The organism is Aquincola agrisoli (assembly GCF_036621135.1).
In the GTDB taxonomy this organism is placed as follows: Bacteria; Pseudomonadota; Gammaproteobacteria; order Burkholderiales; family Burkholderiaceae_C; genus Aquincola; species Aquincola agrisoli.
Window position 1 is genome coordinate 1 of the sequence record NZ_JAZIBG010000058.1, and the last position, 22,406, is coordinate 22,406.

Here is a 22,406-nt window from a genome sequence, read left to right on the forward strand (position 1 = left end):
GCTGGTGCCGTTCTGGAACGGCCCGCCCCCCCAGGCATCGTCCTCGTCGAGCGCGACGGGGAAGCGGCGCAGCGCGGTGGTGCGCCGGGCCTTCGGGTCGGCCTCGTCGAGGTAGGACGGCTTGAGGAAGTCGCCCTGGGGGGCTTTGTAGCCCCAGTAGAAGCGGATGACGGGGGAGTGGAAGTTCGCGACGTAGGGGTCGGCGGCGGCGTCCTGAGTGGGGTCGAAGCGGGGGCGGTGGTTTTTGAGGACTTGGCTGCCCCCGCTGACGCTGGGGTACTCATACGGTCCGGGTTTGACGCTGCGCAGGGCGTAGCGTGTGCCATGCCGATCCAGCCTGTCATTGAGACCGCTGCACAGCAAGTCCTCTGCGGCGTTGTACCACTCGCCTTCGCTGTTGACCCCGTGCACGAAGATGATGGTGCACGGCGTCGGGTTATGCACGATGCAGGCCATCTGCCCCTGATCGGTGGTGCCGTAGCGTGTCGGGGAATACTTGTGCAGCAGCTCGACCGGGATCACCGCATCGGCCTTCTCGGCAAAACGGCGGATCGTCGGCTTCATGGCTGCCGTCCCGGCTGCTGTGGCTGCATCTCGCGCTCCCGCTTGACGGAGGGGCGCCAGGGCAGGTCGCCGCGGCAGACGAATTCGATGCTGCCCGCGCCGGCCTTGGACAGCTCGGCCTCCGCAATACGCTTCGCGATAACCGCTGAGTGTCCGGACGCCCGAACATCGACCAGCTCGAAACGGAGGTTGGACAGGACGACGACTTCGCGGCGGCCGTTGGTCGGATCGAAGTCGTAGCTTTCCCAGTCGCCGTACCAGCCGCTGTACAACGTCGAGCCGACCACGACGATGTCGCCGCTGGGTGGCACATTGAGCACTGCGAACGTCCGCCCCTGGTCCAGGGAGATCTTGACGGCCTTGTCGCTGCGCACGACGACGTAGGGCGAGTCGACCTTGAAGCGGTGACGCGGGTTGCCCTGGGTGTTGACGGAGAAGTAGGTGCGGATGCCCAGCTTCTCGTCGACGTAGTACAGCTCGCCCCGACAGCCGCCGACGACCTCGCCACTCGGATCGTTCTCGATGTAGCGGTGCTCGTCGAACCGGTAGACGATCTGCTTCGGTGCCCGCGGGAAGGTGTCCCAGTCCGGCAGGTTCTGCAGCTCGCCGTGGCCCAGCAAGGCACAGCCCTGCAACAGGGCGGCGATGAGCGCAAAGGCCAGCGCGACGCCTCGCCTGCGAGCTTGCAGATCGGCACTGCCACGAACGTTCATCGCCGCGCCCCTGGCTGCTGCATCTCGCGCTCCCGCTTGACGGAGGGGCGCCAGGGCAGGTCGTCGCGGCAGACGAATTCGATGCTGCCCGGACCGGCCTTGGACAGCTCGGCCTCCGCAATACGCTTCGCGACAGCCGCGGAGAGTCCGGACGCCCGAGCATCGACCAGCTCGAAACGGAGGTTGGTCAGGACGACGACTTCGCGGCGGCCGTTGGACGGATCGAACTCGTAGCTTTCCCAGTCGCCGTACCAGCCGCTGTACAACGTCGAGCCGACCACGACGATGTCGCCGCTGGGTGGCACATTGAGCACCGCAAACGTCCGCCCCTGGTCCAGGGAGATCTTGACGGCCTTGTCGCTGCGCACGACGACGTAGGGGGAGTCGACCTTGAAGCGGTGGCGCGGGTTGCCTTGGGTGTTGACCGAGAAGTAGGTGCGGATGCCCAGCGTCTCGTCGACGTAGTACAGCTCGCCCTGGCACGGGGAGACAAAGCCGCCAGCCGGATCGTTCTCGATGTAGCGGTGCTCGTCGAACCGGTAGACGACCTGCTTTGGCGCGCGGGGATGGGTGTCCCAGTCCGGCAGGTTCTGCAGCTCGCCGTGGACTAGCATGGCGCAGCCCTGCAACAGGGCGGCGATGAGCGCAAAGGCCAGCGCGACGCCTCGCCTGCGAGTTTGCAGTTCGGCAATGCCACGAACGTTCATCGCTGTCCTCCTGGCTGCTGCATCTCGCGCTCCCGCTTGACGGAGGGGCGCCAGGGCAAGTCGCCGCGGCAGATGAACTCGGCACTGCCTGGCCCAGGCTCCATGAGCTTGGCGGTGGCGATAGCCTTTGCTGCTTCCGGGCTGATCGACATGTTGCGCACGGTCTGCACAAAGTCGTAGGTGAGGCCCGGGGTGGGCGTCACCCGCTTGCTCAGAGGCTCGAAGTCGTAGACGTACCAGAGCCAACTGTTCAAGACATAGACCCTGGTGTTGATCACGACCGTGTCGCCGCCATACCCGACGCTCGCCAGCACGGCAAACGTCCTGCCCTGGTCGAAAGAGATCTTGAGGATCTTGTCGCTGCGCACGACGACGTAGGGGGAGTCGACCTTGAATCGGCCGCCAGGGTTGCCCTGGGTGTTGACGGAGAAGTAGGTGCGGATGCCCAGCGTCTTGTCGACGTAGTACAGCTCGCCCTGGCACGGAGAGACAAAGCCGCCAGCGGGATCGTTCTCGATGTAGCGGTGCTCGTCGAACCGGTAGACGACCTGCTTCGGCGCGCGGGGATGGGTGTCCCAGTCCGGCAGGTTCTGCAACTCGCCGTGGCCCAGCATGGCGCAGCCCTGCAACAAGGTGGCCATGAACGCGAAGGCCACGCCACGCCGGCGCGCTGGCGTTGCACGATCCCGAGGGGCCTCATCGGCAGGCATCGCTCACGTCTCCTTCTTCTTCATCCACCGCACGACGATCGGCATGGCACTGTCGATGTCGTCGATGTAGCCCGACCGCACCGTGCAGGCGCGGTCCTCGCCGCGCGGATCGACATAGGCGGGCCGGTCGTCCAAGAGGGTGGATCGCAAGCCGTCCATGACCGGCATGCGCTGCTTGTCGTTGACCCTCATCTTCCCGAAGTACCCCAACCCCCCAGCCACTCCCGCGTCCGTCGCCGGCTCCGCGGCCACCGCCCCCCCCGCCGCGCCGCCGTTGAACTCGATGCGCGCGCCTGCCCGCGTGCGGATCTCGCGGGCGTTGGTCCGGAAGCCCTCCGGCCCCACCTCCACGAAATACCGCCCTTCGCGGCTCTGCAGCCGCACCACGCCCTGCTTGCTTTCCAGGTGCACGTCCTGCGCGGCCCGCACGTTGAAGTCGCCGTCCTGCACGTGCACGGTGTGGTCGCCGCGGGACGTCACGTGCCGGATGCCGCCCTGCTCGGCGTGCAGCCTCAGCCCCTTCTTGGCTGTCAGGCCCAGCGGCTGCGTGCTGGCCAGCGCGATCGGGCCTTGTGCATGCCAGCCTTGGGTGCGCTCGCTGCCGAACGTGAGGGTGCCGCGCGCCGCCCACGCCAGCCCGGCCGGGCTGTGGTGCACCTGCAGCGGCGCCTGCAGCCGGCCGGCGGGCAGGCCTTGCAGGAGCTGCGTCGCCATCTGCAGGTCAGCCGCCTCCAGCCCCACCTGCTGCGCCGCCTGGCTGCGCCGCTCCGCCCACGGAAGGATGCGCTGCACGTGTTCCTTCGCCGCCAGCGCATCCGCCTGGTGCCCGCGGCCCTGCGGGTCGGCGTCGGGGTTCGCCGGCTCGGTCGTCAGCAACTGGCCGCCCGGGCTGCGCAGCGCCCCGCAGAGGTCGGTGCGCAGCTCGAAGCCCCGGCCGCGTTCGGCCCGCGCGTGGTTGACGACGTGGCCGAGGTGGAGCTGCGTCACGCCATGCTCGGTGGCGAGCTTGATGTGCTCCCGGCCGCTGGCGTCTTCCAGGCGCAGCTTGTTGTTGGCCCAGGTTCGCAGCACGTGGCGCGTGGCGTTGGCCGCGGTGACGGGGTTGGGGTGGCGGCTGTCGTGCGCCACGCCCAGCAGCACGGGGCGGTCGGGGTCGCCGTGCATGTGGGCGCCCAAGGCCTCGACGCCGGCGTGCACCGGAAAGTGCTGCCCGTAGTCCGCGCCGGCAAGGTCGCGCGCCAGGCGCAGCGGCGCCGAGCCCGTGCCGCCCGGGGCCTGGCGGTGTTCTGCATGGCGCCAGGCGAGGTAGCGGCCGTGCGCATCGAGCCTCGCATAGGGGTTGGCACCGTCGGTGGTGTCGACGCGCAGGTGCTGGAAGCCGGCGAGCGGCGGCGGCCCGTTGTGCGCAGGCCGCCAGGCCACCGGCTCCGGCTGGGCCTCGAACCGGTTGCGGTACGGCTGCACACGGTCGCCTTCATGGACGACGGCGACCACCACCCAGCGCCCCGCCAGGCCTTCGGGCACGCCCGGCGCGGGCTGCACGCCGAAACACTGGCCCGGCGACAGCGCGGTGAGGGTGGACGATGCGTGCAGCCGGTCGGCGCCCTGCCGCCCGTGTTCGCGGGCCTGCCGCGCGCGCAGCCCGGCTTCCTCCGCCGTCTTGAGGTGCAGGCCGTGCAGATGGACCGTGCCCCCCGACGCCTGCGGGCCTTCCGCAGCGGCCTGCAGCATCAGCGCTGGCAGGCGGTAGTTGCGGTCGGTGACCCGGGCTTCGGTGGGCACCACCCGGGCCACCCGCTCGAAGTCGGTGATCACCTGCTGCCATCCGGTGCCGGGCAGGCCGGCGTCGGGCGGCGTCGCCAGGCCGGCGGGCGCAACGAAGCGCACGGCGGACCAGTGCGGCGGCCGGGCCCAGCCGCCGGCGTCGTCGCCGACGACCATCACCTCGCGTTCGGGTGTCTGCTCGAAGCGGTACCACAGGCCTTCGGCCTGCAGCAGCCGGTGCACGAACACGAGATCGGATTCGCCGGACTGCTGGCGGTAGCGGCGCGCGGGCAGGGGCGTGCCCTGCACGAAGCGCACGTCGGCGGCAGTGAGCCCGTGCTCCGCCAGCACGGCGCGCACGGTGTCCTCGGTCGACTGGCGCTGGAAGTGGCGATGCCGGCCGCCGAGGCCGGCCCACCACAGGCGAGGCCGCAGCACGAGGCTCAGCGGCAGGGCGTCGGCGTTCGGGTGCGGGAGGGCGGGAGCGTCCAGCAGGGCCGACAGCGGATCGGCGGCGTCGTCGTCGGGCGCCCATCCGCCGAAGGCGGCCTCGGCCACCCGGCCGTGGAAGGGCTCGAAGCTGTGGGCCTGGGATTGCAGGAAGAACGTGGCGCGGCGGCCCACGGGCTCGCGCAGCGCTTGCAAAAGCGCGGGATCGGCCTGCAGCCACAGGCGCACGGTGTAGGGCGCGTCCAGCCGCGCCTCGATGCGGTGGCGCACGACGGCCAGCGTGCCCGGCGGCAGCCCTTCGAGATCGAGGCGGAACGGCGCCGCAAAGGCGCCCGCGGGGCGATCGGATAGCAACATGGCGGCGGCCCCGGCAGCAGGGCGGGTCGGATCGGCAAGGGCGAGGTACTGCCTGGCGACGGACTGCTACTGCGATCGAGGCCGCGCCGCCAAACCCGGAGGCGGGGGGCGCTGTTTCGAGTGGGTTGAGCTTGCACAGGCCCGCTGTGCCGGTCAAGTGGTCAGCACTCGACGATGTTCACCGCCAGCCCGCCGCGGGCGGTTTCCTTGTACTTGGTCTGCATGTCGGCGCCCGTCTCGCGCATGGTCTTGATGACCTTGTCGAGGCTCACGTGGTGCGTGCCGTCGCCGCGCAGCGCCATGCGCGCGGCGTTGATGGCCTTCACCGAGGCGATCGCGTTGCGCTCGATGCACGGGATCTGCACCAGCCCGCCCACGGGGTCGCAGGTCAGGCCCAGGTGGTGCTCCATGCCGATCTCGGCGGCGTTCTCGGCCTGCTCGGGCGTGCCGCCCATCACCGCGCACAGCGCCCCCGCGGCCATCGAGCAGGCCACGCCCACCTCGCCCTGGCAGCCGACCTCGGCGCCGCTGATCGAGGCGTTTTCCTTGTAGAGGATGCCGATGGCCGCGGCGGTGAGCAGGAAGTCGACGATGCCGGCGCTGCCCGCGCCGTGCACGAAGCGTGCGTAGTAGTGCAGCACCGCCGGCACGATGCCGGCTGCGCCGTTGGTGGGCGCCGTCACCACGCGCCCGCCGGCGGCGTTCTCCTCGTTGACGGCCAGCGCGTAGAGGTTCACCCAGTCGAGCACCTGCAGCGGATCGCGCAGCGCGGCTTCGGGGTTGGCGGTGAGTGCGCGGTACAGGCCGGGCGCGCGGCGCCGCACCTTGAAGCCGCCGGGCAGCACGCCTTCGCTGCGCAGGCCGCGCTGCACGCACTGCTGCATCACCTGCCAGATGCGCAGCAGGCCGGCGTCGATCTCCGTGTCGGTGCGCCAGTGGCGCTCGTTCGCGCGCATCACCTGCGCGATGCTCAGGCCTTCGCGCGCGCACACGGCCAGCAGTTCGGCGCCGCTGGTGAAGGGCAGCGGCAGCACCGTGGCGTCGGGCGCGATGGCCTTCTGCCGGGAGCCGTCGGCGGCCACCTCGTCGCTGACGACGAAGCCGCCGCCGACCGAGTAGTACACGCGGTTGGCGAGCCCGGCACCCTGGCCGTCGAAGGCCTCGAAGCGCATGCCGTTGGCGTGGAAGGGCAGGCTCTCGCGGCGGTGGAAGTGCAGGTCGGTCGCTGCGTCGAAAGCGATGGTGTGCTCGCCGTGCAGCGCGACCGAGCCGGCGGCGGCGATGGCCTGCAGCAGCGACGGCACGGCATCCACGTCGACCGTGTCGGGCTCGTGCCCGGCCAGGCCGAGCAGCACGGCCTTGTCGCTGCCGTGGCCCTTGCCGGTGGCGCCGAGCGAGCCGTAGAGCTGGGCATGGACACGCGCCGTGCGTTCGAGCAGGCCGTCGTGCTTCAACCGCAGCGTGAAGAGCCGCGCCGCGCGCATCGGCCCCACCGTGTGCGAACTGCTGGGCCCGATGCCGATCTTGAAGAGGTCGAACGCGGAGACGGCCATGTCGGTGTCGCGATGGGAGACCAGGTGGGGTGCAGGTTACGCCAGGCCGGCCGCTACCACCAGGCCTCCACCTGCGCCCCCACGGTGCTGCCGCGGCGCCGGCCGTCGAGCCCGAAGCCCTCGGCGTGGGCATCGGCGGCAGCGCGGTTCCAGCGCGCATGCGTGGCATAGAAGCGCAACTCGGGGCGTGCCCAGAACGTGGTGGCCGGTGCGAAGGCGACCGCGATCGTGCCCTTGTCCAGCCGCCGTGCGCGCTCGCCCCGGACCTTGCGCTGCGTGATGCCGATCTCCGCGAGCAGCTTGGTGTACGGGGCCAGGGCGTACGCCACGCGGCCTCCGAGGCTGAAGTCCTTCACTGCGGGTTCGCCGGCCGCCTCCAGGGTCTGGTAGCCGGCCATCGCCTGGCCACCCCAGCGCTGGAACTGGAAGTTGATCACGTCGAGCACGCGGCGCTGCCGTGCGCCCGGCTGCGCGCCATCCCCGCCGTCGAGGCCGTGGAACTTGCCGCTGATCGACGCATGGCCGTTCGAGGCCTGCAGGAAGAACGAATTGTCCAGGCCGGCCACGAGGAAGTTTTTCTGGTGGTGCAGCAGGCCGAGCGAGCCGCCGTCGCTGCCGCGCGCGAACCGGCCCGAGACCAGCGCGCCCGTCAGCGTCAGCGTGCCGCCGGCGTTGGCCGGGATGTTGCGCCACTGCAGGTTCAGGCGCCGGGCGCGGTTCGGGTTGGGGGCGTGGTCGTCGATCGCATCGGCGGTGTACAGCGCGATGTTCATCGTGCCGAGGCGGCTGCCGAGCGGGAGGTCGTCGATGCCCACGCCGTGGTGGTCGCCGTCCTCCATCACCCAGTGGTCGACGATGTGCACGTCCTGGATGCGGTGGTAGCGCTGGCCGGCCCACACCGTCGCGCCGTTGCCGAACAGGCCGCGCAGCGAGGTGTAGAGCTGTGCCGTGCCGCTGCTGCCGTTGTAGTTCTTCGGCATGTAGAACACGCCCCACTCCCTGCCGGCGCCCACCTCGATGCGCTTGCCGATGCCGAACTCGACGAAGTTGTCGCCCTCGTTGCCGAGGCGGTACTTCTGCAGGTCGCCGCCGAGCGTGTAGTTCCCGCGCAAGCGGCCACGCTGCCGGTGGCCATCGTAGAAGCCGGCGCGCGCGTAGCCCCAGAACTCGAGGCCCGTGGCCTCGCTGGCGCGCCGGACGAAGGCCTGGGTGGGATCGGCCTGCTGGGCGCGGGCGGGCGGCGTGCCCAGCAGCAAGGCGGCGGCTGCCGCGGCGGCGAGCCGGCCGAGGGGAGGCTGTTGCCATCGAGGCGAGAAAGGGTGGGGGCGGTGGGGCGTCTGCATCGTTTCGCGTTTCCTTTCGGGATCGATGGGAAAACGTTTCTGAGCCCGTCAGGGCCGCGCGGTTCAACGCGTTGTTAATCGAAAACTCATCCGTGCCGGGCAAGATGTCGGGTGCAACCGAAGCCCTGATCCCGATGCACCTGCTGCTGGTCGAAGACGATGACATGCTGGCCGACGCGGTCTGCGACGCCGCGCGCCAGAACGGCTGGCGCATCGACCGCGTCGGGGAGGCCGCGGGCGCGCGCGTGGCGCTGGTCGACCATGCGTATTCCGCGGTGCTGCTGGACCTGAGCCTGCCCGGCGATTCGGGCCTGGCGGTGCTCAAGGGCATGCGCGGCCGCTACGACGTGACGCCGGTGCTGATCCTCACCGCGCGGACGCTGTTGAGCGAACGCATTGCGGGCCTCGACGCCGGTGCCGATGACTACCTCGTCAAGCCCTTCCAGCTCGACGAGCTGTGGGCGCGCGTGCGCGCCGTGGTGCGGCGCAGCCAGGGGCGCGTGGTGCCGGTGGTGAGCTACAAGGACATCCAGCTCGACCGCAACAAGCGGCTGGTCACGCGCGGCGGCGAACGCGTCACGCTCAGCAGCCACGAATACCGCACGCTGTTGGCGCTGCTCGAGCGGCCCGGCCACGTGGTGACGCGCGACCACCTGGAGGACGTGGTGTACGGCCACGCCAGCACCATCGAGAGCAACACCATCGCCGTCTTCATCCACCAGCTGCGCAAGAAGCTCGGCGACGGCGTGATCACCACGGTGCACGGCCACGGCTACATGATCGGCGAGGCCGGCGCGTGACCTCGCTGCGCAGCCGCATCATGCGGGCTGCCGGCGGCACCATCGTGCTGTGCTGGGCGATCGCCCTGGGCGCACTGGGTGCCTACTTCGCGCAGAGCCAGAGCAGCATCGCCGACAACGAGCTGCGCACGATGGCGATCAAGATCCTGATGGCGATCCCGCAGAAGGAAGACTGGTCGTGGCGCGACGTCCGCCCGCGCCTGCAGTTGCGCGCCGACGCACAGGGCAACGAGGAACAGCTGGCGTTCCAGGTGTGGATAGACAAGTCCAGCTTGGCGGTGCGCACGCCGGGCGCGCCCGGCACGCCGCTGCGCGCCGACTTCGCCGAGGGCTTCGCCAGCACGGTGGTCGACGGCCAGCGCTGGCGGGTCGTCTCGGTGTCCGACCGCGCCGGCCGCATCTACGTGCAGGTGGGCAACCTGCACAGCGCGATCGATGCCGAACTGCGGCACAACGCGCTGGTCGCCCTGGGGGTGGCCACGGTGGTGCTGATGCTGGTGGGGGCCTTCATGTGGTGCGTGGTGCACAAGGCGTTGAAGCCCGTGGCCGACCTGGAGGCCGCGCTGCACCGGCGCCGCAGGCTCGACCTGACGCCGCTCCCGGCGCAGGCCTTGCCGACCGAGCTGCGCCCGCTCGTCGGGGCCTTCAACCACGTGCTGCAGCAGTTGGATGAAGCCGTGGAGGGCGAACGCCGCTTCATCGGCGATGCCGCCCACGAGCTGCGCACGCCGCTGGCCGCGCTGCAGGCGCAGGCCCAGGTCGCGGTGCGCGCGAGCACGCCGGCCGAAAAGGACGCGGCGCTCGGCAAGCTGCTGGCCGTGGCCGAGCGCAGCACACGCCTGTCGGAGCAACTGCTCGACCTGGCACGCCTGAACGCGGACGCCCACGCGCCGCGGCGATCGGCGGCCGAGCTCAACGAACTGGCGGTGCACGTGAGCCGCGAGTTCGATATGCAGGCGCACCAGCAGCGGCGCAGGCTGGTGCTGGCCCTGCAGCCCTGCACCATCGAGTGCGATGTCGACGAGGTCGGCATCCTGCTGCGCAACCTGGTCGACAACGCGCTGCGCTACACCGCACCCGGCGGCAGCGTGCGCGTGGCCTGCGGGCCGTGCGATACCGCTGCCGGCCCGCGCGCCTGCCTGGAGGTGGCCGACGACGGCCCCGGGGTGCCGGCGTCCGAGCGCGAGGCGATCTTCCAGCGCTTCCACCGCGTGGCCGGCAGCACCGTGCGCGGCAGCGGCATCGGGCTGTCGCTGGTGGCCGGCATCGCGCAGTTGCACGGTGCCGCCATCGAGACCGGGCCGGGCCTGGAGGGGCGGGGCTTCAGCGTGCGGGTGCTGTTCCCGCCGGCCGGGCCGGCCTGATCGTCTCGATCGTCAGAAGCGGTAGAAGTAGCCGATGCGCACGCCGCTCGTGCTGGAGCGGTCGACCAGCGGGCTGTCCTTGATGCCGCTGCCCAGGCGGGTGGTGCTCACGTCCAGGAACACGCTCTGCTTCGGCGTGATGCCGTAGCCGATGCGCAGGCCGGCTTCCACGTTGACGGTGGCGTCGCCTTCGTACACCGAGCGACCGAGGCGGACTTCCGATGACCTCACGCCGTAGTAGTAGTCGACATACTTGCTGTCGACCCACTGGGCGGCCAGGCGCGGCGTCAGGTCGAACGCACCCGCCTGGAAGCGGCGTTCGGCCTGCAGCTTGAATCTTTGCCCCTTGCTGTGGCCCGACGCGTCGCCCAGCCACTCGGCCGACACGTTGGCGATCTCGTTGCGCCACGTCGCCGCGCCGCCGAGCCAGAAGCTGCTCTTGCGTTTGTCCATGCCCCGCAGGTAGGGCGAGTCGTCGTCCTCGTAGCCGTCACCGCTGTAGGCGGCGCGCAGGCGGAACGACACCGGGCCGGCCGAGGGGAGCTTCAGGTCGATCCGCGGGCCGAAGATGCTGACCCAGCGGTTCTCGTAGACCAGCAGCGGCAGCGCCTGCGCCTTGTCGTCGAAGTCGCGGTAGGGCTGGCGGTCATAGGCGACGCCGAGGCCCAGGCCCCATGGGGACGCGGGGCCCGTGCCGGCTTCCGGCGCGGGGGCCTGCGCCCAGGCTGCCGGGCCGATCAGTGCGCCGAGGGCTGCCGCGGCAACGGCGGAACGAAAGGGGCGCCGCCCGCTTGGGCGGGCGGGGGTGCGGGCGGATGCGGGGACAAGGGCGGAGGCAGGAGCGGGAACGCGGTTGGCCATCGGGTCTGTTTCCATTCACGTCTGCGCGAGGCACCGTGCCTGCGCGCGTGAACGGGATCTTGGCGACCCGGCTTTAACAAGTTCTTAGGCGGATTAAGAACCGATTAACGGGCCCCTCAGCCCTCTGCGTACTCGCTCATCGGCACGCAGCTGCAGAACAGGTTGCGGTCGCCGTACACGTTGTCGACCCGGCCCACCGGGCTCCAGTACTTCGCGCGCCGCAGCGCGGGCACCGGGTAGGCGGCTTCCTCGCGGCTGTAGGCGTGCGGCCAGTCGGCGGCCAGCAGCGCCTCGGCGGTGTGCGGCGCGTTCTTCAGCGGCTGGTCGTCGCGCGGCCAGGCGCCTTGCTCGATCTTCGCGATCTCGCCGCGGATGGCGATCATCGCGTCGCAGAAGCGGTCGAGCTCCACCAGCGGCTCGCTCTCGGTGGGTTCCACCATCAGCGTGCCGGCCACCGGGAAGCTCAGCGTCGGCGCGTGGAAGCCGTAGTCGATCAGGCGCTTGGCCACGTCTTCGGCGCTCACGCCGGCGATGTCCTTCAGCGGGCGCAGGTCGAGGATGCACTCGTGCGCCACGCCGCCGCCCTGGATGCCGTCGAGGTTGCCGCTGAAGTGGATGTCGTAATGGTCGGCCAGCCGCGCGGCGATGTAGTTGGCACTGAGGATGGCGGTCTCGGTGGCCGCGGTCAGACCCTCGGTGCCCATCATGCGGATGTACATCCAGGTGATCGGCAGCACCGCCGCATTGCCCAGCGGCGCGGCCGAGACCGGGCCCACGCCGTGCGCCTTGGCGCTGCCGCCCGGCAGGAACGGCACCAGGTCGGCCGCCACGCACACCGGCCCCACGCCGGGGCCGCCGCCGCCATGCGGGATGCAGAAGGTCTTGTGCAGGTTGAGGTGGCTCACGTCGCCGCCGAACTCGCCCGGCGCGGCCACCCCGACCAGCGCGTTCATGTTCGCGCCGTCGACGTACACCCGCCCGCCGTGGCGGTGCACCAGCGCGCACAGCTCCTTGACGCGGGGCTCGAACACGCCGTAGGTCGACGGGTAGGTGATCATCACCGCGGCCAGCTGCGCCGCGTGCTTCACGCACTTGGCTTCCAGGTCGGCCAGGTCGACGTTGCCCATCGCGTCGCACTTCACGCCCACCACCTGCATGCCCACCATCTGCGCGCTGGCTGGGTTGGTGCCGTGCGCGGATTCGGGGATCAGGCAGACCGTGCGCTGCCCGTCGCCGCGCGACAGGTGCCAGCCGCGGATGGCCAGCAGCCCGGCGTATTCACCCTGCGAGCCCGCGTTGGGCTGCAGGCTCACGCCCGCGTAGCCGGTGGCCTGCACCAGCCAGGCGCAGAGCTGCTCGTTCAGCAGCGCGTAGCCCTGCTGCTGGTCGGCGGGCGCATAGGGGTGCATGTGCGCGAACTCCGGCCAGGTGATGGGGATCATCTCGCTGGTGGCGTTCAGCTTCATCGTGCACGAGCCGAGCGGGATCATCGTGCGGTCGAGCGCCAGGTCCTTGTCGGAGAGGCTGCGGATGTAGCGCAGCATCTCCGTCTCGCTGTGGTGCGTGTTGAACACCGGATGCGTGAGGTAGGCGCTGCTGCGCAGCAGGTGCGGCGCGATCAGCGGGGCGATGCCGGCTTCGTGGCGGTCGAACGCGGGCGCGCCTTCTCGGCCGGCGAACACGCACCACAGCGCGGTGAGGTCGGCGCGCGTGGTGGTTTCGTCGAGCGTGATGCCCAGGCTGGTCACGCTGGCGCGGCGCAGGTTCATGCCGGCGGCTTCGGCGGCGGCCAGCAGCGCGCCGGTGTGGTCGCCGGTGGCGACTTCCAGTGTGTCGAAGGCTTCGCCATGCACGAGCGTGAAGCCCAGCTGCTTCAGCTCCTCGGCCAGCAGCGCGGTGTAGCTCGCCACGCGGCGGGCGATGCGCCGCAGCCCTTCGGCACCGTGGTAGACGGCGTACATGCTGGCCACCACGGCCGGCAGCACCTGGGCGGTGCAGATGTTGGAGGTGGCCTTCTCGCGGCGGATGTGCTGCTCGCGCGTCTGCAGCGCCAGCCGGTAGGCCGGGTGGCCGTGTGCATCGACACTGACGCCCACCAGCCGGCCGGGCAGCGAGCGCTTGAACTCGTCGCGCGTGGCCATGTAGGCGGCGTGCGGGCCGCCGCAGCCCATCGGCATGCCGAAGCGCTGCGTGTTGCCGACGACGATGTCGGCGCCTTGCTCGCCCGGCGGCACCAGCAGCGCCAGCGACAGCAGGTCGGCGGCCACCACGGCCAGCCCGCCCCGCGCATGCACCGCGTCGATCAGCGGCTGCAGGTCGCGCACGCGGCCGGTGACGCCGGGGTATTGCAGCAGCGCCGCGAAGGCGTCGGCCTGGCCGGCGTCTTCCGCGGCGCCCACCTGCACGGTGATGCCCAGCGGCTCGGCGCGCGTGCGCACCACGGCCAGCGTCTGCGGCAGCACGTCGTCGGCCACGAAGAAGGTGGTGGACTTGCTCTTGCCCACGCGCAGCGCCAGCGTCATGGCCTCGGCGGCGGCGGTCGCCTCGTCGAGCATCGACGCGTTGGCGATGGCCATGCCGGTGAGGTCGGTCACCATGGTCTGGAAGTTCAGCAGCGCTTCCATCCGGCCCTGCGAGATCTCGGCCTGGTAGGGCGTGTAGGCCGTGTACCAGGCGGGGTTCTCGAGCACGTTGCGCAGGATGACGGCCGGCGTCAGCGTGCCGTGGTAGCCCTGCCCGATGAAGCTCTTCAGCAGCCGGTTGCGGCCGGCCAGCGCCTTCAGCTCGGCCAGCGCCTGCGCTTCGGTGAGCGGCGCGGGCAGCTGCATCGGGGCGCTGCGCGCGATGCTGCGCGGCACGATGGCGTCGATCAGCGCGCGGCGCGAGGCCGCGCCGATGACCGAGAGCATCCGTGCCTCCTCGGCGGCGTCGGGGCCGATGTGGCGGGTGGCGAACTCGCCTTCGTGTTCAAGGGTGGCCAACGGCTGGAGGGCGGGCATGAGCATGGGCAGGGCAGGGGTGGATCAGAGCGTCTTCAGCAGGGCCTGGTAGTCGGGGTCGTCCATCAGCTGGTCGAAGTCGGCCATGTCGGTGACGTGCACCTTGAAGAACCAGCCTTCGCCCATCGGGTCGGAGTTGGCGAGCGAGGGGTTGTCGCGCAGCGCCTCGTTGACCTCGACGATCTCGCCGGTGACGGGCATGTAGAGGTCGGCGGCAGCCTTGACCGACTCGACGACGCCAGCCACTTCGCCCTTCTTGAAGCTCTTGCCCACCTCGGGCAGGTCGACGAAGACCACGTCGCCCAGCGCGTCCTGCGCGTGCAGCGTGATGCCGACGACGGCGGCCTCGTGGTCCTCGATGTTGATCCACTCGTGGTCGGCGGTGAACTTGGTCGTCATGGGCGTTCTCCTGGTTCGGTTCTGTTGGAGGGTGATTCGTTGGGCGGGGGGCGGCTCAGCGCTGATAGCGGTGAGGTGCAAACGGCATGCCGGCGATGCGCATCGGCAGGCGCTTGCCGCGCACGTCGGCGTACACCTCGTTGGCCGGGTGCGCGTGGTTCACGGCCAGGTAGGCCATCGCGATAGGCTTGTCGACAGTGGGCGACAGCGTGCCGCTGGTCACGTGGCCCAGCTTGTGGCCCTTGACGTCGTGCAGCGTGGCGCCTTCGCGCACCGGGATGCGCTCGAGGCCCACCAGGCCCACGCGCTTGATCACGGCGCCGGAAGCGAGCTGCCGTTCGATCGTCGCGGCGCCCGGGTAGTGGCCGGCACGCGCGCCGCCGTGGCGCCGCACCTTCTGGATCGACCACGCCAAGCCCGCTTCGATCGGGGTGGTGGTGGTGTTGATGTCGTGGCCGTAGAGGCACAGGCCCGCTTCCAGCCGCAGCGTGTCGCGGGCGCCCAGGCCGGCGGGCTTCACCTCGGGCTGCTCCAGCAGCTGGCGGGCGATGGCGGTGGCTTCTTCGGCGGGCATCGAGATCTCGAAGCCGTCTTCGCCGGTGTAGCCCGAGCGGGTGATGAAGCACTCGACGCCGTTGATCGGGAAGCTGCCGCCGGTCATGAAGGTGAGCCTGGCGACGTCGGCGTTGAGCCGGGCCAGCGCCTGCACCGCCTTCGGGCCCTGCAGGGCCAGCAACCCGCGGTCGGGCAGCGGCACGATCTGGCAGCGGTGGCCGATGTGCGTCATCAGGTGGCGCGTGTCGTCCGTCTTGCAGGCGGCATTGACGACGAGGAAGAGGTCGCTCTCGCGCCGCGTCACCATCAGGTCGTCGAGGATGCCGCCCGACGTGTTGGTGAGCTGCGTGTAGCGCTGCTTGCCGACGCCCAGGTCGACGATGTCGGCCGGCACCAGGCTCTCCAGGGCCGCCGAGGCATCGGCGCCCAGCAGGCGCAGCTGCCCCATGTGGGAGACGTCGAACAGCGCCGCCGATGTGCGGCAGTGCCGGTGCTCGGCGATGATGCCGCCGGGGTAGTTGACCGGCATCTCGTAGCCGGCGAACGGCACCATCTTGGCGCCGAGTTCCACATGCAGCGCGTGCAGCGGGGTCTGGAGCAGGTCAGCGGACATGCGTGTCTCCCAACAGGGTCGAGGGCCGTCGATCGCCCACCATAACCGCCCGGAAACGATTTGGGTGGGGGAGAAGCCCTCGCTGTCCGCTTTACCTGAGAGATTGGCGGTGCGCCGTTGCCGGTGCTGCCGCTTGCCCCTTCGGTGGGCGGACTCGAAGGTCCGCCTCTCTCCAGTGAGGAGCGCCCTTGCGGGGCGCCTTGCCAGTCCTTTTGCCTGAGCGTTCGAGGTCGTCGACCCCTGCGCCTTCGGCGGCCGCCGCGACAACACCGCGCCGGCTCTCTCCTGTGCCGGATCAGTGTAGCCCAGGCGATGCGTCCGGCCCGGCATTTGACCTGGCGCATTGACGTCCCGCCGGCGCCGGGCGTACAACGCCCCGGCCCCCGCAGGAGACTTCCAGTGACGCACATCTATCGGCAAGGCCTCGACAAGACGGCCGCCAACCACACCGCGCTCACCCCGGTGAGCTTCGTCGAACGCACGGCCGGGGTCTTCGGCGACCTGCCCTCGGTGATCCATGGCCGCCGCCGCTACACCTGGGCGCAGACGCGCGAGCGCTCGGCGCGCCTGGCCGCGGCGCTGCAGGCGCTGGGCGTCGGCCCCGGCAGCACGGTGAGCGTGATGCTGCCCAACACGCCGGAGATGGTGGAGGCGCACTACGCGGTGCCGGCGCTCGGCGCGGTGCTCAACACGCTGAACACGCGGCTCGACGCGCCGCTGCTGGCCTGGCAGATGAACCATTGCGAAGCCGCGGTGCTCATCACCGACAGCGAATACGGCGGGCTGATGGCCGATGCGCTGCGCCGCCTGCGCGGCGAGCATGGCCGGCAGCCGGTGGTGATCGACGTCTGCGACAGCGAACACGCCGGCCCAGCCGAGCGCGTGGGCACGCACGAGTACGAGGCGCTGCTCGCCGCGCATGCGCCGCTGCCGCGGCTGGAGGGCCCGGCCGACGAGTGGGATGCGATCGCGGTGAGCTACACCTCCGGCACCACCGGCGACCCGAAGGGCGTGGTCACCCACCACCGCGGCGCCTACCTCAATGCGGTGTGCAACGCGGTGACCTGGACGCTGCCGCAGTTCCCGGTCTACCTCTGGACGCTGCCGATGTTCCACTGCAACGGCTGGTGCTTCCCGTGGACGGTGGCGATGCAGGCCGGCACGCACGTGTGCCTGCGCCGCGTGGAGCCGGCGGCGATCCTGAACGCGATGCGCGAGCACGGGGTGACGCACTACTGCGCCGCACCCATCGTGCACGGCCTGATCATCAACGCCGACCCGGCGCTGCGCGAAGGCTTGGCGGGCGTGCGCGGCATGGTGGCCGGCGCGGCGCCGCCGGCCGCGATGATCGAGGGCATGGCCAAGATCGGCTTCGACATCACGCACGTCTACGGCCTGACGGAGGTGTATGGCCCGGCCAGCGTGGCCGCCAAGCGCGCCGGCTGGGCGGCCGAAGATCTCTCGGAGCAGACGCGGCTCAACGGTCGCCAGGGCGTGCGCTACGCGCTGCAGGAAGGCATGACCGTGCTCGACCCGCAGACGATGGCCGAGGTGCCGGCCGACGGCCAGACGATGGGCGAGATCATGTTCCGCGGCAACATCGTGATGAAGGGCTACCTGAAGAACCCCTCCGCCACCGCGCAGGCCTTCGCCGGCGGCTGGTTCCACACCGGCGACCTGGCCGTGCTGGAGCCCGACCGCTACGTGAAGATCAAGGACCGCAGCAAGGACGTCATCATCTCCGGCGGCGAGAACATCAGCTCGCTGGAGGTGGAGGACGCGCTGTACCGCCACCCCGCCGTGGTCGCCTGCGCGGTGGTGGCCCGGCCCGATCCGAAGTGGGGCGAGACGCCGGTGGCCTTCGTCGAGCTGAAGCCAGGCGCGGAGGTCGACGCGGCCGCGCTGATCGCCCACTGCAAGGGGCTGCTGGCGGGCTACAAGGTGCCGCGGGAGATCCGCTTCGAGCCGATCCCCAAGACCTCGACCGGCAAGATCCAGAAGTTCCAGCTGCGCGAGCGCGCGCGTTCGGCGAGTGCGATCGAATGAGGGGACCGGCCGATGCACTCAGTGGACGAAGGGCAGTCATGACTCACCCCCCTAAGGATGCGGGCGCGCCGCTGGTGCTGCGCACGACCGACGCCCGCGGCATCGCGACCCTCACGCTGAACCGGCCGCAGGCCTTCAACGCGCTCAGCGAAGACCTGCTCACCACGCTGCAGCATGAGCTGGATGCGCTGGCGGCCGACACGGAGGTGCGCGTGGTGGTGCTGGCCGCCGCAGGAAAGGCCTTCTGCGCCGGGCACGATCTGAAAGAAATGCGAGCACTGCCCTCGCAGGGCTACTACGAGCGCCTTTTTGCGCAGTGCGGCCGGATGATGATGAGCGTTCAGCGGCTGCCGGTGCCGGTCATCGCGCAGGTGCAGGGCCTGGCCACGGCGGCCGGCTGCCAGCTGGTGGCGATGTGCGACCTGGCGGTGGCCGCGCAGAGCGCGCGCTTCGCGGTCAGCGGCGTGAACCTGGGCCTTTTCTGCTCGACGCCGGCGGTGGCGTTGTCGCGCAACGTGGGCCGCAAGGCGGCGTTCGAGATGCTGGTGACCGGCGACTTCATCGGCGCCGAGGAGGCCCGGGAGCGGGGCCTCGTCAACCGCGTGGTGCCGGACGACCGGCTCGCCGGCGAGGTGCAGGCGCTGGCCGCGCGCATCGTCGAGAAGCCGCGGGTGGCCGTCGCGATGGGCAAGGCCCTGTTCTACCGGCAGCTGGAGGTGGGGATCGAGGCCGCCTACGCGGACGCGGCGGCCACGATGGCCTGCAACATGATGGACGCCGCGGCCCTGGACGGCGTGCAGGCGTTCATCGACAAGCGTAAATGACGGCGGATCAGCGGCGCTGGTCCATGCGCAGTTCATGCGCCATGCTGCGGCGGTCCCGGCCCAGAGCGGGGATGAAGAAGGGCTCGAACTTCTGGCCCTTGTCGGTGGGAGGGTCCAGCCGGTCGCTGCGGCGGCCGGCGGGTTGCACGGGATGAGCGGATTTCTGGATCATCATGCTGTTCGGATCGCGGCTGGATGGCGCCGCGCCGACCCCTAACGGCGTGGTATGGCGATCGGATGACAAGTGATGTCGAGCAGTCGTAACCGGGTTTCCCCTGAGGTGCTGGTGCGGGCGGAGCGCCTGCTGGCCGCCGGCGGGCGGGTGCTGCTGGGCCTGGCGGGGGCGCCCGGCGCGGGCAAATCGACGCTCGCCCAGGGGCTGGCCGAGGCGTTCGGCGGCCGCGCCGTTGTCGTGCCGATGGACGGTTTCCACCTCGCCAACACCGAACTGGCGCGGCTCGGCCGGGCAGGGCGCAAGGGCGCGCCGGATACGTTCGATGCGGCCGGTTACGTGTCGCTGCTGGGCCGGCTGCGGGCGGCGCGGGCGGGCGAGACCGTCCATGCCCCCGAGTACCGCCGCGAGATCGAGGACGCGGTGGCCGGCGCGATCGGCGTGCCGGCCGAGGTGCCGCTGGTCATCACCGAGGGCAATTACCTGCTGCTCGACGACGGCCCCTGGGCCGAGGTGCGGGGCCTGCTGACCGAATGCTGGTACGTCGAGGGCGACGATGCGGTGCGGCGCGCACGGCTGGCCGCCCGCCACGAACGCTTCGGCCGCTCGCCCGAGGCGGCGCGCGCCTGGGTGCAGTCCACCGACGAACCGAACGCGCGGCGCATCGAGGCGACGCGTGCCCGTGCCGACTGGGTGGTGCGCATCGACTGACCCCCTGCGGGGACGGGCGCGCGGGCGGTTGCTCAGCGCAGCAGCGCCGCGTGCTGGGGGTAGAGCGAGGCCAGCAGGTCCTGGGACGCGGTGAGCAGCCACTGCCGCAACGCCGGCTGCAGGGCCGATGCCGGCTCGTCGCGCCGCGCCCAGGCCGCATGCAGCGCTTCGCGGTGCCGCGCCACCACCTCGGCCACGCGGTCGTTCCAGAACACCGGGTGCTCGGTGGCCTGCCAGTCGCCGCGGCCGCGGCCGTAGTGCGCCACCGTCAGGTAACCCAGCAGCGCGCCGTGCGCGAGTTCGTCGAGCGCCGGCTCCGACCAAGCGAGGCTCGCGCTGTCCACGCCGCGCATCAGGTTGAAGCCGCGGGCGAGCCCCGCCGCGCCGAGCGCGCCGATCAGGCCGCCGGCCAGCATGCCGCCGCCCAGCGTCAGGCCGCCGGAGAGCAGGTCGGCCTTCAGCCCGGCCAGCGCGCCCGTCACGGCGCCGCCCCAGAGCGCGGCGCGCCCTTCGTCGACCGGCCCGCGCAGCGCGAACTGCTCCGCCACCCGCGCCAGCACCGTATCGGTCGCGCGGCCGTCCAGGCCGTGCAGCGCGATCAGCCGGTCGGTCGATTGGCGCAGCGCGTCCGCCGCGCGCTGCGCGAGCGCGCTCATCGCCTGCTGCTGCGGGCCGTCCTGCGTGTCGGCCGCGAGGCCGAGCGAGCGGCCGACCGCGCTGCCCAGCGACTTGAGCCGCCCGCCCCAGCCCGCCGCCGGCAGGGGCTCCCGGTCGGTGGCGGCCTGTGCGAGCCGGTGCGCCAGCTCGTCCATCGACGCCTGCCACACGCCGCAGCTGCGCGCCTCCCAGGCCCGGCGCAGGCGCTCGAACGCCGCGCGCCGCCCTTCGGGCAGCGCAGCCGCCACCGCGTCGAGCAATGCGCCTTCCTGCACCCAGCAGCGGGCGAAGGCGTCGAGCGGCAGCACCGGCCGGCCCACCCGCTGCTGCCAGGCGCTGCGCTGGGCTTCCTCCTGCGCGCGCGGCTGCGGCGGGCCGAGCTGGTTCAGCAGCACGACCACCGGCTTGCCCAGCAGTTGCAGCACCTTCAGCTCGGCATCGAGGTAGCCGGCGTCGGCCGGTGACTCGGAGGCGTTGACGAGGTAGAGCACCACGTCGGCCCGTTCCAGCACGTTGCGCATCGCCCGCTGGGCCGACCAGAACGGCCGGTGGCGGAAGCGGTCCCAGACCTCGGCGAGGAACCAGCCGATCGGGTTGCCCGCCTGCTCCAGGCGGCGCGCGAGCCGCACGCTGTCGCCGAAGCCCGGCGTGTCCCACAGCTCCAGCCGGTCGCCCTCGGGCGACTCGGCCATCGCGTGCCCCTCGGCTTCCTGCGTGACGTGGGCCTCGTCGCGCACCTCGCCGATGTCGCGGCCCAGCAGCGTGCGGGCGAGCGTCGTCTTGCCGACGTTGGTGTGCGAGACGAGGCTGAGCCCGATGGTGGCGGGGGCGGCGGAGGCGGGCGGCGTCATGGCGGTCGGTTCATCCGCGCTGCAGCGCGGCGTCGGTGGCCGCCAGGTCCGGCGCGGCGAGGTCGATGAAGATCGGCGTGCGCTGCAGGCCGGCGAGCATGCGTGTCCAGGCCTCGCGCCGCTGCGCCGTGCGCGTGGCGCCGAAGCGCTGCGCGAAGCCCGACTCGTCGACCAGCAGCCGCGCACCGGGCAGTGCCTCGGCGACGGCGCCGTGGGTCTCGCGCTCCGGCGTGGCGCTGAGCGCAAACAGCACAAAACCCGGCGCGGCGCCCGTGCCGGGCACATCGGCCAGCCGCTCCTCGTCGCCCTGGCGCATCGGCGCATCGACCTGCACCTCGGTGCGCGGCCCGAAGCTGTGCGCCATCACGCTGCGCAGCCCGTCCAGCGCTTGCGCCGTCGGCTGGTAGCTGTAGGGCAGCACGCGCACCGCGGCCGCATCGCCCCGGTGGCTGCGCAGCAGGCGCTGCGCATAGGCGTCGTCGAGCGCCAGCGGGAAACGCCGGGCCAGGCGGCGCGCGCGCCACGCCGCCGACACAGCCAGCAGCGCGCGCGGCAGCAGCACCACCAGCGCCGCGGTGATGGCGTGCAGGTGGATCCAGCGCGCCGCGTTTTCGCCGGGCCCGGCCGAGAAGCGCAGGCGCGCCAGTTCGTCGGCCGAGGGCAGGGCGATGCCGCTGAGCGCGGAGGCCGGGCCGAGCACCGCCGAGAGCAGCGCCCGCACGGCCTCGGCCGAGAGGAAGGTGCTGTCCCAGCCCGCGCGGTATTCGAAAGCCAGCCCGCGCAGGTACATGGCCCCCAGCAGGCCGGCCACCAGCGCCGCCGCCGCGGCATGCAGCCAGCAGGCCGCGCGGGCCGACCACAGCGGCGCGGCGCGCCGCGACCAGTCGGCCAGGAAGCGCGCGGCGGGCGTGGCGGAGGCGCCCGGGGCTGCGCCGCCCACCCGCGCCGGCACGCCGGCCAGCCATCGGCGCAGCGCGCCGGGCGGGGCGTCGCGGCGCAGCGCGGCGGCCGCGATGGCGGCATAGACCAGCAGGTTCCAGCACAGCAGCGCCAGCAGCGGCGGCGCCAGCAGGTTCAGCTGCTTCGACGGCCCGAGCACGGGGCTGGCCAGGCCGATGGCCAGCGCCAGCGCCACGAGCGCCGCACCGATCCAGCGGGGCCGGCCGGTCGCCTGCAGGGCACGGCCCGCGGCGGGTTCACGCGGCAGCAGCCGGGCTGTGCCTTCGGCGGCACGGGCGGCCAGGAAGCGCTCGGCGCCCCCCTGCTCGCCGACGGACCGCGCCGCCGCCTCCGTGGCGGCCAGGGCATCGGCGTCCGTCCAGGGCGGCGCGAGCGGCGCCTCGTAGGCGCGCAGCAGCAGGAACCTGCGGGCGTCGTCCTCGGTCACCGGCGC

The 22,406-nt window shown here is 71.6% G+C and carries 19 protein-coding genes and 2 riboswitches; of the genes, 5 read left to right on the forward strand and 14 right to left on the reverse strand.

The window, feature by feature from the left end; translation table 11 throughout:
- The 7 genes from V4F39_RS26435 to V4F39_RS26465 all read right to left on the reverse strand — a co-directional run.
- A partial coding sequence (locus tag V4F39_RS26435; RefSeq protein WP_425606893.1) for a T6SS effector phospholipase Tle3 domain-containing protein occupies window positions 1–564 on the reverse strand: 564 nt, incomplete at its 3' end.
- A complete protein-coding gene (locus tag V4F39_RS26440; RefSeq protein ID WP_332293236.1) occupies window positions 561–1,277 on the reverse strand; it encodes a T6SS immunity protein Tli3 family protein in 717 nt (238 codons plus the stop codon). The genes V4F39_RS26440 and V4F39_RS26435, both read right to left, overlap by 4 nt.
- Window positions 1,274–1,984 (reverse strand): T6SS immunity protein Tli3 family protein, encoded by a 711-nt coding sequence (locus V4F39_RS26445; protein ID WP_332293237.1) that lies wholly within the window; start codon window positions 1,982–1,984, stop codon window positions 1,274–1,276. Before V4F39_RS26445 ends, V4F39_RS26440 begins: the two co-directional genes overlap by 4 nt.
- The gene (locus V4F39_RS26450; protein ID WP_332293238.1) at window positions 1,981–2,694 is read right to left on the reverse strand and encodes a T6SS immunity protein Tli3 family protein; all 714 of its coding nucleotides are present in this window, start codon (window positions 2,692–2,694) and stop codon (window positions 1,981–1,983) included. Before V4F39_RS26450 ends, V4F39_RS26445 begins: the two co-directional genes overlap by 4 nt.
- A 3-nt stretch (window positions 2,695–2,697) precedes the next feature.
- Window positions 2,698–5,265: a type VI secretion system Vgr family protein gene (locus tag V4F39_RS26455; protein ID WP_332293239.1), complete on the reverse strand. Its 2,568-nt coding sequence runs from the start codon at window positions 5,263–5,265 to the stop codon at window positions 2,698–2,700.
- A 161-nt stretch (window positions 5,266–5,426) separates the two neighbouring features.
- Window positions 5,427–6,818, reverse strand: coding sequence for an L-serine ammonia-lyase (locus tag V4F39_RS26460; protein ID WP_332293240.1), 1,392 nt, complete (start codon window positions 6,816–6,818; stop codon window positions 5,427–5,429).
- A gap of 53 nt (window positions 6,819–6,871) precedes the next feature.
- Window positions 6,872–8,161, reverse strand: coding sequence for a carbohydrate porin (locus V4F39_RS26465; RefSeq protein ID WP_332293241.1), 1,290 nt, complete (start codon window positions 8,159–8,161; stop codon window positions 6,872–6,874).
- Between the two features lie 134 nt (window positions 8,162–8,295).
- Here V4F39_RS26465 and V4F39_RS26470 point away from each other — a divergent pair, with 134 nt between their 5' ends.
- Window positions 8,296–8,961 (forward strand): response regulator transcription factor, encoded by a 666-nt coding sequence (locus tag V4F39_RS26470; RefSeq protein ID WP_332293242.1) that lies wholly within the window; start codon window positions 8,296–8,298, stop codon window positions 8,959–8,961.
- The gene (locus tag V4F39_RS26475) at window positions 8,958–10,325 is read left to right on the forward strand and encodes an ATP-binding protein (protein WP_332293243.1); all 1,368 of its coding nucleotides are present in this window, start codon (window positions 8,958–8,960) and stop codon (window positions 10,323–10,325) included. Before V4F39_RS26470 ends, V4F39_RS26475 begins: the two co-directional genes overlap by 4 nt.
- A gap of 12 nt (window positions 10,326–10,337) precedes the next feature.
- Here V4F39_RS26475 and V4F39_RS26480 read toward each other — a convergent pair whose 3' ends face one another.
- From V4F39_RS26480 to gcvT, 4 genes are all read right to left on the reverse strand, one after another.
- Window positions 10,338–11,186: a MipA/OmpV family protein gene (locus V4F39_RS26480; protein WP_332293244.1), complete on the reverse strand. Its 849-nt coding sequence runs from the start codon at window positions 11,184–11,186 to the stop codon at window positions 10,338–10,340.
- Window positions 11,187–11,302: 116 nt separating this feature from the next.
- Window positions 11,303–14,191 carry an aminomethyl-transferring glycine dehydrogenase gene (gcvP, locus tag V4F39_RS26485; protein ID WP_332293245.1) on the reverse strand — a complete coding sequence of 963 codons (2,889 nt, stop codon included), beginning with the start codon at window positions 14,189–14,191 and terminating at the stop codon, window positions 11,303–11,305.
- An 18-nt stretch (window positions 14,192–14,209) separates the two neighbouring features.
- A complete protein-coding gene (gcvH, locus tag V4F39_RS26490; protein WP_332293246.1) occupies window positions 14,210–14,584 on the reverse strand; it encodes a glycine cleavage system protein GcvH in 375 nt (124 codons plus the stop codon).
- A 55-nt stretch (window positions 14,585–14,639) separates the two neighbouring features.
- On the reverse strand, window positions 14,640–15,752 hold the full coding sequence (gcvT, locus tag V4F39_RS26495) for a glycine cleavage system aminomethyltransferase GcvT (protein ID WP_332293247.1): 1,113 nt from the start codon (window positions 15,750–15,752) through the stop codon (window positions 14,640–14,642).
- A 72-nt stretch (window positions 15,753–15,824) separates the two neighbouring features.
- Window positions 15,825–15,938, reverse strand: a riboswitch (glycine riboswitch).
- 9 nt (window positions 15,939–15,947) lie between these two features.
- A riboswitch (glycine riboswitch) is annotated at window positions 15,948–16,050 on the reverse strand.
- A 101-nt stretch (window positions 16,051–16,151) separates the two neighbouring features.
- Here gcvT and V4F39_RS26500 point away from each other — a divergent pair.
- Window positions 16,152–17,798 (forward strand): acyl-CoA synthetase, encoded by a 1,647-nt coding sequence (locus V4F39_RS26500; protein WP_332293248.1) that lies wholly within the window; start codon window positions 16,152–16,154, stop codon window positions 17,796–17,798.
- Window positions 17,799–17,836: 38 nt separating this feature from the next.
- On the forward strand, window positions 17,837–18,622 hold the full coding sequence (locus V4F39_RS26505) for an enoyl-CoA hydratase (protein WP_332293249.1): 786 nt from the start codon (window positions 17,837–17,839) through the stop codon (window positions 18,620–18,622).
- A gap of 7 nt (window positions 18,623–18,629) precedes the next feature.
- Here V4F39_RS26505 and V4F39_RS26510 read toward each other — a convergent pair whose 3' ends face one another.
- Complete coding sequence (locus tag V4F39_RS26510; RefSeq protein WP_332293250.1) at window positions 18,630–18,797, reverse strand: hypothetical protein; 168 nt, start codon at window positions 18,795–18,797, stop codon at window positions 18,630–18,632.
- Window positions 18,798–18,869: 72 nt separating this feature from the next.
- Between V4F39_RS26510 and V4F39_RS26515 the strand changes: the two genes are divergently transcribed.
- Window positions 18,870–19,505, forward strand: a complete 636-nt coding sequence (locus V4F39_RS26515; RefSeq protein ID WP_332293251.1) for a nucleoside/nucleotide kinase family protein — start codon at window positions 18,870–18,872, stop codon at window positions 19,503–19,505.
- Between the two features lie 32 nt (window positions 19,506–19,537).
- Here the strand turns inward: V4F39_RS26515 and V4F39_RS26520 are convergent, their stop codons facing one another.
- The gene (locus tag V4F39_RS26520) at window positions 19,538–21,013 is read right to left on the reverse strand and encodes a GTPase (protein ID WP_332293252.1); all 1,476 of its coding nucleotides are present in this window, start codon (window positions 21,011–21,013) and stop codon (window positions 19,538–19,540) included.
- Between the two features lie 10 nt (window positions 21,014–21,023).
- The gene (locus V4F39_RS26525) at window positions 21,024–22,400 is read right to left on the reverse strand and encodes a DUF2868 domain-containing protein (protein ID WP_332293253.1); all 1,377 of its coding nucleotides are present in this window, start codon (window positions 22,398–22,400) and stop codon (window positions 21,024–21,026) included.
- Window positions 22,401–22,406 lie beyond the last annotated feature (6 nt).